We start from the raw sequence: 14,651 nt of genomic DNA, 5'->3' as shown, positions 1-14,651 counted from the left end.
GAGGTATGCGCTCTCCTGTAGGAGCGAGGCTTGCCCGCGAAGAGGCCCGTCAGATCGCAGCCAACGCCTTGGCCAACCGCTTGCCCCGCGCCCCCGCCGCCAAATCCATCACCGCCTGATCCCGCTGCCACATCGCCGCCCACTGCGGCGGACCATCGGCCAATGCCTGGTTCACCTCAACCTTCAACCCGTCGAACTGCGCAAACAACCCGCCCAGCAACACATGCCCCGCCGGATTGTTCGGCGCCTGCCGGCTCATTTCCGCACACCCGGCCAACAGCGCCAGCAAACGCAACTGCAAGGCCTGCGGCCAGTCACTGTCCTGGCCGACGCCATACAACCACGCTGTCATCGCGCTCAACACATAGACGTCTTCCAGCGTTCTGAACGGTTTGACGTACGCATCCCAGCCATCCCCCGCCAGCAATTCACACAAGGCATGGTCGAGAAACAGCCGGCCATGACTGATGTCCGGCATCAGCGGGATCGGCGGGAGTTTTTCCAGGCGCACACCCGGCTCACCGGGATAAACCACCGCCAGGCTCAGGCGCGGCGACTCGCCAGGCGCTTCACTGCGCGCAGCGATCAGCAGCCAGTCGGCCGCATCGCCGGCGGTCACGAAATCCTTGCGTCCGCTCAGGCGCAGTTCGCTCAGGCGCGTCTGCATGTCCGCCACCCGCAGGCTGCGCTGTTCGGTCGCGCACAACGCGCCAAGACTCGGCGGCGCGCTCGGCCACAGCATGCGCAATGCCGCCTGATAGCCCACCAGAAACGCCAGCCCCGGTGTCGCCATCAGGCGTCCACCGCCCACCGCCAACTCAAACGGCGTGACCGTGCCCAACTGCTGCAACAAGGTCGCGAAGCCTTCACCGAGGTCCGGATTGGCGGGCAAGCGATCGCGGCGTTTCAACAGGGTTTGCCAGGGCATAAGAGGCTCCTTGTGGGCTGTCATATAAGCATCACCAAAGCTTCATGGCGATGACACCGGGGCTACATAGCCTGACTTTGCACAACACGGCCGCATAAAGAAAGTCGATCGGCTCTAACCCAAGACGGGTGACCAGCCCGCACGGAGAATCGCAATGACTCAGATCGCCCGCATCAGCGACACCGGCAATGAACGCCGCCTGCAAGCCGAACGCCTGGTGGGCGCCGAGGCCTTGCAGGAAGCCCAGGCTTTGCGCTTCAACGTGTTCAGCGGCGAGTTCAACGCCAAGCTCAAAGGCGCGGAACTGGGTCTGGACATGGATGACTATGATGTTCACTGCGCCCACATCGGCGTGCGTGACCTGAACACCGGTCGCCTGGTGGCGACCACCCGTTTGCTCGACCACACCGCCGCCAGCAGCCTGGGCAAGTTTTACAGCGAAGAAGAATTCAGCCTGCACGGCCTGATCCAACTCAAAGGCCCGATCCTCGAAATCGGCCGTACCTGCGTCGACCCGGCCTACCGCAACGGCGGCACCATCGCCGTGCTCTGGGGTGAACTGGCCGAAGTCCTGAACCAGGGCGGCTACAGCTATCTGATGGGGTGCGCGAGCATCCCGATGCAGGACGGCGGCATTCAGGCTCACGCGATCATGCAGCGTCTGCGTGAACGTTACCTGTGCACCGAAAACCTGCGCGCCGAACCGAAAAAACCGTTGCCGGTTCTGGACATCCCCTCCAACGTCATCGCCGAAATGCCGCCGCTGCTCAAGGCCTACATGCGTCTCGGTGCGAAGATTTGCGGCGAGCCGTGCTGGGACGAAGACTTCCAGGTCGCCGACGTGTTCATCCTGCTCAAGCGCGACGAACTCTGCCCGCGCTACGCCAAACACTTCAAGGCGGCGGTGTAATGAGCCGCTTGCGGGTGTACGCGCGGATTGCGCGAGTGTTGGTCGTGGTGGCATTAGGGTTGAGCATGGCCAGTGTCTTCGGCTTGTTCGAGCGCTTGGGCATCGCCCATTCGATGGTCCGCCGTCAGCGCTGGTCGCGATTTTTCATGGCACGCCTGGCGAATGCCCTGCCCTTTCGCGTGACCGTGCACGGTGAATTGCCGAAGGAGCCGATGCTCTGGGTCAGCAACCACGTGTCCTGGACGGACATTCCGCTGCTGGGCATGCTCACGCCGATGTCGTTCCTGTCCAAGGCCGAAGTGCGTACCTGGCCGGTGGCGGGCTGGTTGGCGGCCAAGGCCGGCAGCCTGTTTATCCGCCGTGGTTCGGGTGACAGTCAGTTGATCCGCAAACAGATGACGCGCCATCTGGAGCAAGCGCATCCGCTGCTGATGTTCCCGGAAGGCACCACCACCGATGGCCGTTCGTTGCGCACCTTCCATGGTCGCTTGCTGTCGGCGGCGATTGATTCGCAAGCGAAGCTGCAACCGTTGGCGATTCGTTACCTGCGCGAGGGTGAAATCGATTCGCTGGCGCCGTTCATTGGCGATGATGACTTGCTCTCGCACCTGATGCGCTTGTTTGCCAATGACCGGGGCGACGTGGAGATTCATCTGCTCAAGCCGATTGCCTGTGAGGGCCGCGAGCGTGCGGCGCTGGCATTCGAAGCGCAGCAGGCGGTGCAGAAGGTGTTGTTTGGCGCGATTCCCGAAAAACAGCAAGCGCCAATGCGCCCCGCCATCGCTGCCTGAGCACATACCCCTGTAGGAGCCGGCTTGCTGGCGATGACGGCATAACATTCAACAGAGATGTTGACTGATACACCGCCATCGCCGGCAAGCCGGCTCCTACAGGGATTTATGTTGTAGGGTAGTTTTGGGCGAAGTCCTGGAGCTGCGGATAGAACAACCGAAAATCCTCGCTCAACGGCTCATACAACACCCGCAGCTCCTGCATCGCCGCTGCCAGTTCCTCGGGCTTGGTCAACCGCCGCGAAATCCCCCGCAGCACCTGCTCCAACACTTCGAATTCCCGGTAAGAACCCAACCAGTCATTCGCCACCATGTGCGGCGCAATCCTCGCCAGGCGTTCCGGTAATTGCGGCTCATTGGACAGCACCCGATACACATCGTCGGTGAACAGCGCCAGCGGCCGGTCGGCATACAGCGTCCAGTCCCGCGCCAGGCAATGGTCAAAAAACACATCGAGCACGATCCCGGCATAACGCCGGCGGGTCAGGGAAAACCGCGACAACGCCACGTCCACCATCGGATGGCGGTCGGTAAACACGTCGATGCTGCGATGCAACTGGATAGCCGCCTCGATCTCCGGGTCGAACTGCCCTTGCAGCCGTCCTTTGACGAAATCGCCATACAGACTGCCGAGCAATTGACCGGGACGCTGGCCACCGAGGTGAAGATGTGCGAGATAGTTCATGCCGCCCAGCTTAACACTGCGGCATTAATATCGTTATAACCCGATATACCGATTTACGCGGTCATCAGATCAAAATCATATTGGTATATCGCGAAATACCGATTTAAAGTTCGCTTCATCGCGATATAACGTTTTACTCATCACGAGCCCCAAGCCATGAACCTCGACCTCGACGAAATAATAAAAGCCCTGGCACACCCAGTACGGCGAGAAATCCTGCACTGGCTCAAAGACCCGGACGTCGAATTTCCCGACCAGACCCACAGCAACGAGCACGGCGTCTGCGCCGGGCAGATCGATCAACGGTGCGGTTTGTCGCAGTCCACGGTGTCCGCACACCTGGCGACCCTGCAACGCGCCGGCCTGATCAGCAGCCGCAAAGTCGGCCAGTGGCACTTTTTCAAACGCAACGAGGAAACCATCCAGGAATTCCTCAAAACCTTCAGCAAAGAGCTCTGACCCTTAAGCTGACAAGGAATCAACAATGCCCCTCTCGCTCCTCATCCTGGCCTTGAGCGCCTTCGCCATCGGCACCACCGAGTTCGTCATCATGGGCCTGCTGCCCGATGTGGCGGCTGACCTCGGTGTGTCGATCCCCGGTGCCGGCTGGCTAGTGACCGGTTACGCCCTGGGCGTGGCCATCGGTGCGCCGTTCATGGCACTGGCCACCGCCAGGCTGCCGCGCAAGGCCGCACTGGTGGCGTTGATGGGGATATTCATCATCGGCAATCTGCTCTGCGCAGTGGCCAGTGACTACAACGTGCTGATGTTCGCCCGAGTGGTGACTGCCCTCTGCCACGGTGCGTTCTTCGGTATCGGTTCGGTCGTGGCTGCGGGCCTGGTGCCAGCCAACAAACGCGCTTCGGCCGTGGCCCTGATGTTCACCGGCCTGACCCTGGCCAACGTCCTCGGCGTGCCGCTGGGCACAGCGCTGGGTCAACAAGCCGGCTGGCGCTCGACGTTCTGGGCGGTGACCGTTATCGGCGTAATCGCCTTGATCGGCCTGATCCGTTTCCTGCCGGCCAAGCGCGATGAAGAGAAACTCGACATGCGCGCCGAACTGCGTGCCCTCAAAGGCGCCGGCATCTGGCTGTCGCTGAGCATGACCGCGCTGTTCGCCGCGTCGGTGTTCACCTTGTTCACCTACGTCGCCCCGCTGCTGGGCGAGGTGACCGGCGTCTCGCCACGCGGCGTGACCTGGACGCTGATGCTCATCGGCCTGGGCCTGACAGTCGGCAACATCATCGGCGGCAAACTGGCCGACAAAGGCCTGGCGGCGACGCTGATCGGGGTGTTCATCAGCATGGCCGTGGTGTCCACCGTACTGACCTGGACTAGCGTTGCGCTAATCCCGACCGAAATCACCCTGTTCCTCTGGGCCACCGCGTGCTTTGCCGCCGTGCCCGCCCTGCAAGTGAACGTGGTGACCTACGGCAAGGCTGCACCGAACCTGGTCTCGACCTTGAACATCGGCGCCTTCAACGTCGGCAACGCACTCGGTGCCTGGGTCGGCGGCAGCGTCATCGCCCACGGCTACGGCCTGACCAGCGTGCCACTGGCGGCGGCCGCACTGGCGGTACTCGCCCTGCTGGTGACCCTGATTACTTTCCGTCAGAGCGGTAATCCCGAACTGGCCCCTGCTACCAACAACTGACTCACTGATACCTCACGAGGGTGCATTTCATGACGACTATTTTCGATCCGATCAAACTGGGCGACCTCGAGTTGGCCAACCGCATCATCATGGCTCCGCTGACCCGCTGCCGCGCCGACGAAGGTCGTGTGCCGAACGCGCTGATGGCCGAGTACTACGTTCAACGCGCCTCGGCCGGCCTGATCCTCAGCGAAGCCACGTCGGTCACGCCGATGGGCGTTGGCTACCCGGACACCCCGGGCATCTGGTCCAACGATCAAGTGCGCGGCTGGACCAACGTCACCAAGGCGATCCACGGCGCAGGCGGCAAGATCTTCCTGCAACTGTGGCACGTCGGCCGGGTTTCCCACGAGTCGTACCTGAACGGCGAAAAACCGGTCGCACCGAGCGCCATCCAGCCCAAAGGCCATGTCAGCCTGGTTCGCCCACTGGCCGATTACCCGACGCCGCGCGCCCTGGAAACCGCTGAAATCGCCGACATCGTCGACGCCTACCGCATCGGTGCCGAAAACGCCAAGGCCGCCGGTTTCGATGGCGTGGAAATCCACGGTGCCAACGGTTACCTGCTCGACCAGTTCCTGCAAAGCAGCACCAACCAGCGCACCGACCAATACGGCGGCTCCGTGGAAAACCGTGCACGCCTGCTGTTGGAAGTGACCGATGCCGCCATCGAAGTCTGGGGCGCCGGCCGCGTCGGTGTGCACCTGGCACCGCGTGCCGACTCCCATGACATGGGTGACGACAACCTCGCCGAAACCTTCACCTACGTCGCTCGCGAACTGGGCAAACGTGGCATCGCGTTCATCTGCTCCCGCGAAAAAGAAGGCACCGACAGCCTCGGCCCGCAAATCAAGGAAGCCTTCGGCGGTCCGTACATCGTCAACGAACGCTTCACCAAGGACAGCGCCAACGCCTGGCTGGCCAGCGGCAAGGCCGACGCGGTCGCCTTCGGCGTGCCGTTCATTGCCAACCCGGATTTGCCGGCACGCTTGAAAGCCGATGCGCCGCTGAACGAAGCGCGTCCGGAGCTGTTCTACGGCAAGGGCCCGGTCGGCTACATCGACTACCCGGTAATGTAAGCTCCGTTTAAATAAAAAGCCCCGGGTAGAAACACCCGGGGTTTTTTATTTGGAAAACGCTAAACTAATGAAACAACATCTGTATTGCAACAGCACTTATAGCGGGGTTAATTTCAAACAACAACACAACCAACAAGTGATCTGAAATGGACAACTCCCCCGCAAACAAACTTGCTTTTACATTAACCCTTAGCAACTTCACAGACTCGATATTTTGGCGCAACGACGTCATGCTGGACGATACCCCGCCAGCCTTCCCCTCCAAAATCATGCCACTGAGCACTCAGCTAATCGTCTTGGAAGGCAACCCACAATTGCCGCAAAGCATTAATATCGAATACGGCATCAGAAAAACCGTTTTCAGCGCTCAGGCCATTTACACCAATTACCGTCAGACGGTGCATATCAAAATGGCTTTTCAATACACGCACCGTAAACGCCTGAATCATCGGCGGCCGGAAGTTGATTTCTTCTGGGAACACAATGCGCTGTCCATTGGGGAAGTACCCATTTTCAGCCAGTCTTTTCTTGAAGACACGAGCGATAACTATCCCTACAACTACAACATGCTGGCCGTCATCATGGATCGCTGAGCCGCAACCCACCCAGACCGGGAACCACGTGTTTTATCGAAAGGAATCGACATGAACGACATCAAAGAAACCAGTAACAAGTACGAAGATCTACTATCGTTTTTCAATTACACTTCCATTGGCACACTTTACAACCTGACACCACTACTATTCAGCGAAGAGAATCAACAAGCACTGGATGAGTTGATCGGGATCGCCGAGGTGGAATTAATCGGCTTCCTCGAAAAAATCGAGTCAGAACGCGAGTTGAATCAGAAAATCGAACAGTGGCGACATCAAGATGAAAGCCCGAAAAACACTCGCGTGATCGTCAAACTCATTAACAACACACCGCACACGTTTAAAATCGCACAAACCAGTCTGCCTTTACGCCCATCAGAGCGTGAGTCATTCCTGCTCCAGGCTCACGCAAAGACAGCAATCAAATCCGATTTTGCCTATACGTACGCCGCGCCGTGGCCGAAGAACAAAATCATGTTCAATCAGTTCGTAGATTTTATCGATCAGAACGTCGGAGTACGTTTTGAGCTCGGCATGATCATGAACAAATCCTTCGGCGTTATTTCGCCAATACACAGGGCAACGGTAAAAAACACCGTCACCTCCATTGGCTCATCCAAAATCAATTCTTCCACCAAAATCACCAGCATGGCAGAGGATCAGCCTTTCAACTTCGAGGTGGAAATCACACTGGGCTGAAGCAGCGACCACTGGGGATCGCTCTTGCCTTTTCACATCTGCGACACAAATTTCCTACAAAATACGTAGCTCGCTACCTGTCATCCCGGAGCGCGTCCCTATATAAAAGCACCCCAGTACGCCAACGCGGGCGAAGAGTTGATCTTCGCCCGCGTCTATTGACATAAACGGATCCAATTACGCATGTTGCTTCACTTTCGCAGGCTGGGACTGAAACGCAGCATGTCCAGCCCGGTATCGACCCAACGCTCGGCCTCGGTATGCAGCTGGAAACTGTCCGGCGCGAGCAACCATTGGTACAACAGGCCATCTATATAGGCATGAATGCTGATGGCCGCACGGGCGGTGTCGAGGTTTTCCGGCAACTGCCCGCGATTCACGGCATTACGCAAGGTCAGGCCAATGCGCGTGTTGCATTCGAGGCTGGCCGTTCGGCGCTGCTGGCGCAGATCGCACATTTCATCGGTGAATTCGCACTTATGAAACAGAATCTCGTTGATGCGCCGGGTCTTGGGGTCCAGCGCAACTTCATGAAACAAATGAATCAGCAACCGACGCATGCAGCCCAGCGGATCGAGCTCGTCTTCGCTCTCCGCGGCTTTGGCCAGCTCATCAAGGGGCTCATGCAAGCTGTCGAGCATGGCCTGCACCAGATCGGCCTTGTTGCTGAAATGCCAGTAGATGGCGCCACGGGTGACGCCGGCCAGGGTTGCGATGTCCGCCAGCGTCGTGCGGGCCACGCCCCGCTCGAAAAAGGCTTTTTCGGCCGCCTCGAGTATCTGGCTGCGGGTTTCTTGAGCTTCCTCTTTGGTGCGACGGACCATGGCAGTACAACCTCAATCAGGATGCTTCAGCGATGTCTGAATATCAGCTGAATAAAAGTGGGGCGAGCGCTCTTGGGACTCGTCCCCGGGCCTACAATTCCAACCTTGCGACGGCCTCTGTAACAGCGAGGGTACACAGCCAAGGTATTTACAAACAACCATGAATGTAAGTATATTCCTTAGCATGCTACTTATCCACCCGGTACCCAATTTTTAACCTTCCATCTTTTCTTGTGCGTTTTTTTGCGCGCCTGACCCGAGGATTTTCATGCAATTCAAGCCAGCTGTTACCGCTCTGGTCACTGCCGTCGCCTTGGCATCGCTGCTCAGCGGATGCAAAAAGGAAGAAGCGGCACCGGCCGCTCCACCGCCTCAGGTCGGCGTCGTCACCCTGCAACCTCAAGCCTTCACCCTGACGTCCGAGCTGCCGGGCCGCACCAGCGCCTACCGCATCGCGGAAGTTCGCCCGCAGGTCAACGGCATCATTCTCAAACGTCTGTTCAAGGAAGGCGGCGACGTCAAAGCCGGCCAACAGCTGTATCAGATCGATCCAGCCGTCTATGAAGCCACGCTGAAAAGCGCCGAAGCCAACCTGCAACAGACCAAGTCGATCTCCGATCGCTACAAGCAACTGGTCAACGAACAGGCTGTGAGCCGTCAGGAATACGACACCGCACAGGCCAACCGCCTGCAATCGGAAGCCGCCCTGCAAAGCGCCCAGATCAATGTGCGCTACACCAAGGTCTATGCGCCACTGTCCGGTCGCATCGGTCGTTCCAGCGTGACCGAAGGCGCTCTGGTCACCAGTGGCCAGGCGGACGCCATGGCGGTGATCCAGCAACTCGACCCGATCTACGTCGATGTCACCCAGTCCTCGGTAGAGCTGCTTGAACTGCGCCGCGAACTGGAAAGCGGTCGCCTGCAAAAGGCCGGCGACAACTCGGCGGCGGTCAAGCTGACCCTCGAAGACGGCAGCCAGTACAAGCTCGACGGCAAGCTCGAATTCTCCGAAGTCTCGGTTGACCAGACCACCGGTTCCGTCACCCTGCGTGCGGTGTTCCCGAACCCTGATCACACCCTGTTGCCCGGCATGTTCGTTCACGCCCAGCTTCAGGCCGGCGTGAATGCAGCTGCCATCCTGGCGCCGCAACAAGGCGTGACCCGCGACCTCAAAGGCTCCCCGACCGCTCTGGTCGTCGGTGCGGACAACAAGGTCGAATTACGTCAGCTCAAGGCCAGCCGCACTGTCGGCAGCCAGTGGCTGATCGAGGACGGCCTGAAGGCCGGTGATCGCCTGATCACCGAAGGGCTGCAATTCGTCAAACCTGGCGTTGAAGTCAAGGCCACTGAGGCGACTAACGTTGGCGCAAAGAACCCGGCCCCCGCACAGGCAGCTAACAAGGCTTCCAGCGGCAAAGGGGAGTAAACCATGTCGAAATTTTTTATCGACCGTCCGATTTTCGCCTGGGTAATTGCCCTGGTGATCATGCTGGTCGGGGCTCTATCGATCCTCAAGTTGCCGATCAACCAGTACCCGAGCATTGCGCCTCCGGCGATCGCCATTTCCGTGGCTTACCCGGGCGCTTCCGCGCAAACCGTGCAAGACACCGTGGTTCAGGTGATCGAGCAGCAGCTCAACGGTATCGACAACCTGCGTTATGTGTCCTCGGAAAGTAACTCCGACGGCACCATGACGATCACCGCGACCTTCGAGCAAGGCACCAACTCCGATACCGCGCAGGTTCAGGTCCAGAACAAACTGAACCTGGCCACCCCGCTGCTGCCGCAAGAAGTACAGCAGCAAGGTATCCGTGTGACCAAGGCCGTGAAGAACTTCCTGCTGGTGATCGGCGTGGTCTCGCGTGACGGCAGCATGACCAAGGACGACCTGTCCAACTACATCGTGTCCAACATGCAGGATCCGATCTCGCGGACAGCCGGCGTGGGCGACTTCCAGGTGTTCGGTTCCCAGTACGCCATGCGTATCTGGCTCGACCCGGCCAAGTTGAACAACTTCAACCTGACCCCGATTGACGTCAAAACCGCCATCGCCGCGCAAAACGTCCAGGTATCGTCCGGCCAGCTCGGCGGCCTGCCTGCCCTGCCCGGCACTCAGTTGAACGCGACGATCATCGGCAAGACCCGCCTGCAGACCGCTGAGCAATTCAACAGAATCCTGCTCAAGGTCAACAAGGACGGCTCCCAGGTTCGCTTGAAAGATGTCGCCGACGTCGGTCTGGGTGGCGAGAACTACAGCATCAACGCCCAGTTCAACGGAGCCCCGGCTTCCGGCCTGGCGGTGAAACTGGCCAACGGTGCCAACGCCCTCGACACCGCGAAAGCCCTGCGCAAGACCATCGACAGCCTCAAGCCGTTCTTCCCGCAAGGGATGGAAGTGGTGTTCCCGTACGACACCACGCCAGTGGTGACCGAGTCGATCAAGGGTGTGGTTGAAACCCTGGTCGAAGCAATCGTGCTGGTGTTCCTGGTGATGTTCCTGTTCCTGCAGAACTTCCGCGCCACCGTCATCACCACGATGACCGTGCCGGTGGTATTGCTGGGTACGTTCGGCATCCTCGCGGCGTTCGGTTTCAGCATCAACACCCTGACCATGTTCGGTATGGTGTTGGCCATCGGCCTGCTGGTGGACGATGCCATCGTCGTGGTGGAAAACGTCGAACGGGTCATGAGCGAAGAAGGCCTGTCACCCAAGGAAGCCACCAAGAAATCCATGGGGCAGATCCAGGGTGCGCTGGTCGGTATTGCCCTGGTGCTCTCGGCGGTACTGTTGCCGATGGCGTTCTTCGGCGGTTCCACGGGTGTGATCTACAAGCAGTTCTCGATCACCATCGTCTCGGCCATGGCCCTGTCGGTACTGGTCGCGCTGATCTTCACCCCGGCGCTCTGCGCCACCATGCTCAAAGCCATTCCCAAGGGCGAGCACGGCGTGCCGAAACGCGGTTTCTTCGGCTGGTTCAACCGCAACTTCGACCGTAGCGTGAAAAGCTACGAGCGTGGCGTCGGCAACATTCTGCGCAACAAGGCGCCGTACCTGCTGGCCTACGTGATCATCGTCATCGGCATGATCTGGTTGTTCATGCGTATTCCTTCCTCGTTCCTCCCGGAGGAAGACCAGGGCGTACTGTTTGCTCAAGTGCAGACCCCGGCCGGCTCGACTGCCCAGCGCACTCAGGTCGTCGTGGACGAGATGCGTGAATTCCTGCTGCGTCCAAGCAAGGATGGCGGTGAAGGCGATGCGGTGAACTCGGTGTTTACCGTGACCGGCTTCAACTTCGCCGGCCGTGGCCAGAGTTCGGGTATGGCGTTCATCATGATGAGGCCGTGGCACGAACGTAACGCCGACAACAACGTGTTCAAGGTCGCGGCCCGTGCCCAACAGCACTTCTTCACCTTCCGTGACGCCATGGTGTTCGCTTTCGCACCGCCAGCGGTACTGGAGCTGGGTAACGCCACAGGTTTCGACGTGTTCCTGCAAGACCGCGCCGGTATCGGTCACGAAAAGCTGATGGCTGCCCGTAACCAGTTCCTCGGCATGGCGGCGCAGAGCAAAGTGCTGGCGCAAGTGCGCCCGAACGGTCTGAACGACGAACCGCAATTCCAGTTGGAAATCGACGACGAGAAGGCCAGTGCGCTGGGCGTTACCATCGCCGACATCAACAACACCCTGTCGATTGCCTTGGGCAGTAGCTATGTGAACGACTTCATCGACCGTGGTCGTGTGAAGAAGGTTTACGTGCAAGGCCAGCCCGGCGCGCGCATGAGCCCTGAAGACCTGAAGAAGTGGTACGTGCGCAACAGCACCGGGACCATGGTTCCTTTCACTGCGTTTGCCAAGGGTGAGTGGATTTACGGTTCGCCAAAACTGGCCCGTTACAACGGCGTAGAAGCGATGGAAATCCTCGGCTCCCCTGCCCCGGGTTATTCCACCGGTGAAGCCATGGCCGAAGTCGAGGCGCTTGCCCTGAAACTGCCGGCCGGTGTCGGTATTTCCTGGACCGGTCTGTCGTATGAAGAACGACTGGCGGGCTCCCAGGCGCCTGCACTGTTCGCGCTGTCGATTCTGATGGTGTTCCTGTGCCTGGCGGCGCTGTACGAAAGCTGGTCGATTCCGATTGCCGTCGTGCTCGTGGTGCCACTGGGGATTATCGGTGCGTTGATGGCCACCAGCCTGCGGGGTCTGTCCAACGACGTGTACTTCCTCGTGGGTCTGTTGACCACCATCGGTCTGGCGGCGAAAAACGCCATTCTGATCGTCGAGTTCGCCAAGGATCTGCATGAACAGGGCAAGAGCTTGCAGGAGGCAGCCATCGAGGCTTGCCGCATGCGTTTGCGCCCGATCATCATGACCTCCCTGGCGTTCATTCTCGGCGTAGTGCCGCTGGCCATTTCCAGCGGCGCCGGCTCGGGCAGCCAACACGCCATCGGTACCGTGGTAATTGGCGGTATGATCACCGCCACCGTATTGGCGATCTTCTGGGTCCCGTTGTTCTTCGTCACCGTGTCGGCCATGGGTCAGCGAAAAATCGCCGATCAGGACGACGCTATTGAACCTTCTAAAGAGGCTGGCTAATGAGCAAGTCGCTACTCTCCATCGCAGTCGCGGCCTTCGTGCTGAGCGGCTGCTCGCTGATACCCGATTATCAGCAGCCTGAAGCACCGGTGGCCGCCCAGTACCCGCAAGGCCCGGCGTATTCGCCGGCCCAGGCGCCGAGCCAGGCCGCCGCCGAACAAGGCTGGAAGCAGTTTTTCCATGACCCTGCGCTGCAGCAGCTGATCCAGCTTTCCCTGGAAAACAACCGTGACCTGCGTGTCGCGGCGCTGAACATCGACGCGTTCGCTGCGCAATACCGCATCTCGCGCGCCGACCTGTTCCCGGCGGTTTCGGCCAACGGTACCGGCAGCCGTCAGCGGGTTCCGGCTGACGCTTCACAGAGCGGTCAGGCAGGCATCACCAGTTCCTACTCGGCCACCGTCGGCATCAGCGCCTATGAACTCGACCTGTTTGGTCGAGTTCGCAGCCTGAACGAAGAAGCCCTGCAAAAATACTTCGCCACCGAAGAAGGCCGTCGCAGCACGCAAATCAGCCTGGTGGCCAGCGTGGCGAATGCCTACCTGACCTGGCAGGCCGACAAAGAGCTGCGCAAGCTGACTCAGGACACCCTCGCTGCGTTCGAGGAGAGCTACAAGCTCACCGCGCGCAGCAACGAAGTAGGCGTCGCCTCGGCGCTGGACCTGGCGCAGTCGCGCACCTCGGTGGAAAACGCCCGTGCGCAACTGGCCCGTTACACACGCCAGGTCGCCCAGGATGAAAACAGCCTGGTGCTGCTGCTCGGCACCGGTATCCCGGCCAATCTGCGGGAAGCCAGGCCGCTGTCTGACGACCTGCTGAGCGACGTACCGCCCGGCCTGCCGTCGGACCTGCTGCAACGTCGTCCGGACATTCTGCAAGCCGAATACAACCTGAAAGCGGCCAACGCCAACATCGGCGCGGCGCGTGCAGCGTTCTTCCCGAGCATCAGCCTCACCGCCAATGCCGGTACGTTGAGCCCGGACCTGTCCGGCCTGTTCAAGGGTGGTTCGGGCACGTGGTTGTTCCAGCCGCAAATCAACCTGCCGATCTTCAACGCCGGCAGCCTGCGCGCCAGCCTGGATTACTCGAAAATCCAGAAAGACATCGGCGTGGCGAACTACGAGAAGTCCATCCAGACGGCCTTCCAGGAAGTCGCCGACGGCCTGGCCGCCCGCCAGACCTACACCGAGCAGTTGCAGGCCCAGCGTGATTTCGTCACCGCCAACCAGGACTACTACCGTCTGGCCGAGCGTCGTTATCGCATTGGCGTCGACAGCAACCTGACCTTCCTCGATGCCCAGCGTCAGCTGTTCAGTGCCCAACAGGCACTGATCACTGACCGCCTGGCGCAACTGACCAGCGCCGTGAATCTGTACAAGGCACTGGGCGGTGGCTGGAACGAGCAGACTGCGAAAGTCGAACCGCTGAAAGAAGAAGCGCCGAAGCTGAAGTTGTTCTGATCGAGTTGCTGTAAACACGAAGCCCACCGTTTGGTGGGCTTTTTGTTGTCTGCTGGAAAAGGTTTGTTGGCAATGCAGGCCCCTTCGTCGGAATGCCGCCCAGACCAAGCCCGCTCCTACAGGTTGCGTGTCGATCACAAAATGTGTGAACCACGCTAACCCGTAGGAGCGGGCTTGGTCTGGGCGGCATTCCGACGAAGGGGCCAATATTAACAACACAAAAACCCAGCAAATGTTGCGTTCGATAATCGCCCAAAACCCGCTTTTACCAATTGAACCATCCAGTTCATTCCCCGCACCATTCGCCACACAAAACCAATAACAACAGGTTCGACACCATGCCCCCGCGCCCCGCCCTGTCCGGCTGATCTCGCCCCGTTTCATTTGAATTCGAATCTTTTTGTCTGCAACCCGACGGTTGCGGCATCGCCCCGTTT

13 protein-coding genes are annotated in these 14,651 nt (G+C 59.6%); 10 read left to right on the top strand and 3 right to left on the bottom strand.

The window, feature by feature from the left end; genetic code table 11:
* Nucleotides 1-49: 49 nt before the first annotated feature.
* Complete coding sequence (locus KGB27_RS28370) at nucleotides 50-928, bottom strand: acyl-CoA dehydrogenase (protein WP_008039481.1); 879 nt, start codon at nucleotides 926-928, stop codon at nucleotides 50-52.
* 154 nt (nucleotides 929-1,082) lie between these two features.
* Between KGB27_RS28370 and olsB the strand changes: the two genes are divergently transcribed.
* Complete coding sequence (olsB, locus tag KGB27_RS28365) at nucleotides 1,083-1,838, top strand: L-ornithine N(alpha)-acyltransferase (RefSeq protein ID WP_008025682.1); 756 nt, start codon at nucleotides 1,083-1,085, stop codon at nucleotides 1,836-1,838.
* Complete coding sequence (locus tag KGB27_RS28360; RefSeq protein WP_008025680.1) at nucleotides 1,838-2,629, top strand: lysophospholipid acyltransferase family protein; 792 nt, start codon at nucleotides 1,838-1,840, stop codon at nucleotides 2,627-2,629. The genes olsB and KGB27_RS28360 overlap by 1 nt, the downstream gene beginning before the upstream one ends.
* A 106-nt stretch (nucleotides 2,630-2,735) precedes the next feature.
* Here KGB27_RS28360 and KGB27_RS28355 read toward each other — a convergent pair whose 3' ends face one another.
* Nucleotides 2,736-3,314, bottom strand: coding sequence for an ACP phosphodiesterase (locus tag KGB27_RS28355; RefSeq protein WP_223557188.1), 579 nt, complete (start codon nucleotides 3,312-3,314; stop codon nucleotides 2,736-2,738).
* A gap of 156 nt (nucleotides 3,315-3,470) precedes the next feature.
* Here KGB27_RS28355 and KGB27_RS28350 point away from each other — a divergent pair, with 156 nt between their 5' ends.
* From KGB27_RS28350 to KGB27_RS28330, 5 genes are all read left to right on the top strand, one after another.
* Nucleotides 3,471-3,773 carry an ArsR/SmtB family transcription factor gene (locus tag KGB27_RS28350; protein WP_008025677.1) on the top strand — a complete coding sequence of 101 codons (303 nt, stop codon included), beginning with the start codon at nucleotides 3,471-3,473 and terminating at the stop codon, nucleotides 3,771-3,773.
* Between the two features lie 25 nt (nucleotides 3,774-3,798).
* Nucleotides 3,799-4,968, top strand: coding sequence for an MFS transporter (locus KGB27_RS28345; RefSeq protein ID WP_008039463.1), 1,170 nt, complete (start codon nucleotides 3,799-3,801; stop codon nucleotides 4,966-4,968).
* 29 nt (nucleotides 4,969-4,997) lie between these two features.
* Nucleotides 4,998-6,047, top strand: coding sequence for an alkene reductase (locus tag KGB27_RS28340; RefSeq protein ID WP_008039461.1), 1,050 nt, complete (start codon nucleotides 4,998-5,000; stop codon nucleotides 6,045-6,047).
* Nucleotides 6,048-6,193: 146 nt separating this feature from the next.
* On the top strand, nucleotides 6,194-6,640 hold the full coding sequence (locus KGB27_RS28335) for a hypothetical protein (protein WP_223557187.1): 447 nt from the start codon (nucleotides 6,194-6,196) through the stop codon (nucleotides 6,638-6,640).
* Between the two features lie 51 nt (nucleotides 6,641-6,691).
* Nucleotides 6,692-7,339, top strand: a complete 648-nt coding sequence (locus tag KGB27_RS28330) for a hypothetical protein (protein WP_223557186.1) — start codon at nucleotides 6,692-6,694, stop codon at nucleotides 7,337-7,339.
* Nucleotides 7,340-7,530: 191 nt separating this feature from the next.
* Here KGB27_RS28330 and emhR read toward each other — a convergent pair whose 3' ends face one another.
* Nucleotides 7,531-8,163: an efflux system transcriptional repressor EmhR gene (gene emhR, locus KGB27_RS28325; protein WP_008039456.1), complete on the bottom strand. Its 633-nt coding sequence runs from the start codon at nucleotides 8,161-8,163 to the stop codon at nucleotides 7,531-7,533.
* Nucleotides 8,164-8,431: 268 nt separating this feature from the next.
* Between emhR and emhA the strand changes: the two genes are divergently transcribed.
* From emhA to emhC, 3 genes are read left to right on the top strand one after another with little or no spacing between them, the layout of a single operon-like run.
* Nucleotides 8,432-9,589 (top strand): efflux RND transporter periplasmic adaptor subunit EmhA, encoded by a 1,158-nt coding sequence (gene emhA / locus KGB27_RS28320; RefSeq protein ID WP_008039454.1) that lies wholly within the window; start codon nucleotides 8,432-8,434, stop codon nucleotides 9,587-9,589.
* A 3-nt stretch (nucleotides 9,590-9,592) separates the two neighbouring features.
* On the top strand, nucleotides 9,593-12,754 hold the full coding sequence (gene emhB, locus KGB27_RS28315) for an efflux RND transporter permease subunit EmhB (protein ID WP_008039452.1): 3,162 nt from the start codon (nucleotides 9,593-9,595) through the stop codon (nucleotides 12,752-12,754).
* A complete protein-coding gene (gene emhC, locus KGB27_RS28310) occupies nucleotides 12,754-14,214 on the top strand; it encodes an efflux RND transporter outer membrane subunit EmhC (RefSeq protein WP_008039450.1) in 1,461 nt (486 codons plus the stop codon). Before emhB ends, emhC begins: the two co-directional genes overlap by 1 nt.
* Nucleotides 14,215-14,651 lie beyond the last annotated feature (437 nt).

The organism is Pseudomonas sp. BF-R-01, assembly GCF_019946615.1.
Taxonomy (GTDB): domain Bacteria; phylum Pseudomonadota; class Gammaproteobacteria; order Pseudomonadales; family Pseudomonadaceae; genus Aquipseudomonas; species Aquipseudomonas migulae.
Note: the sequence above shows the minus strand (reverse complement) of the source record. Positions and strands in the feature narration are given on the sequence as shown.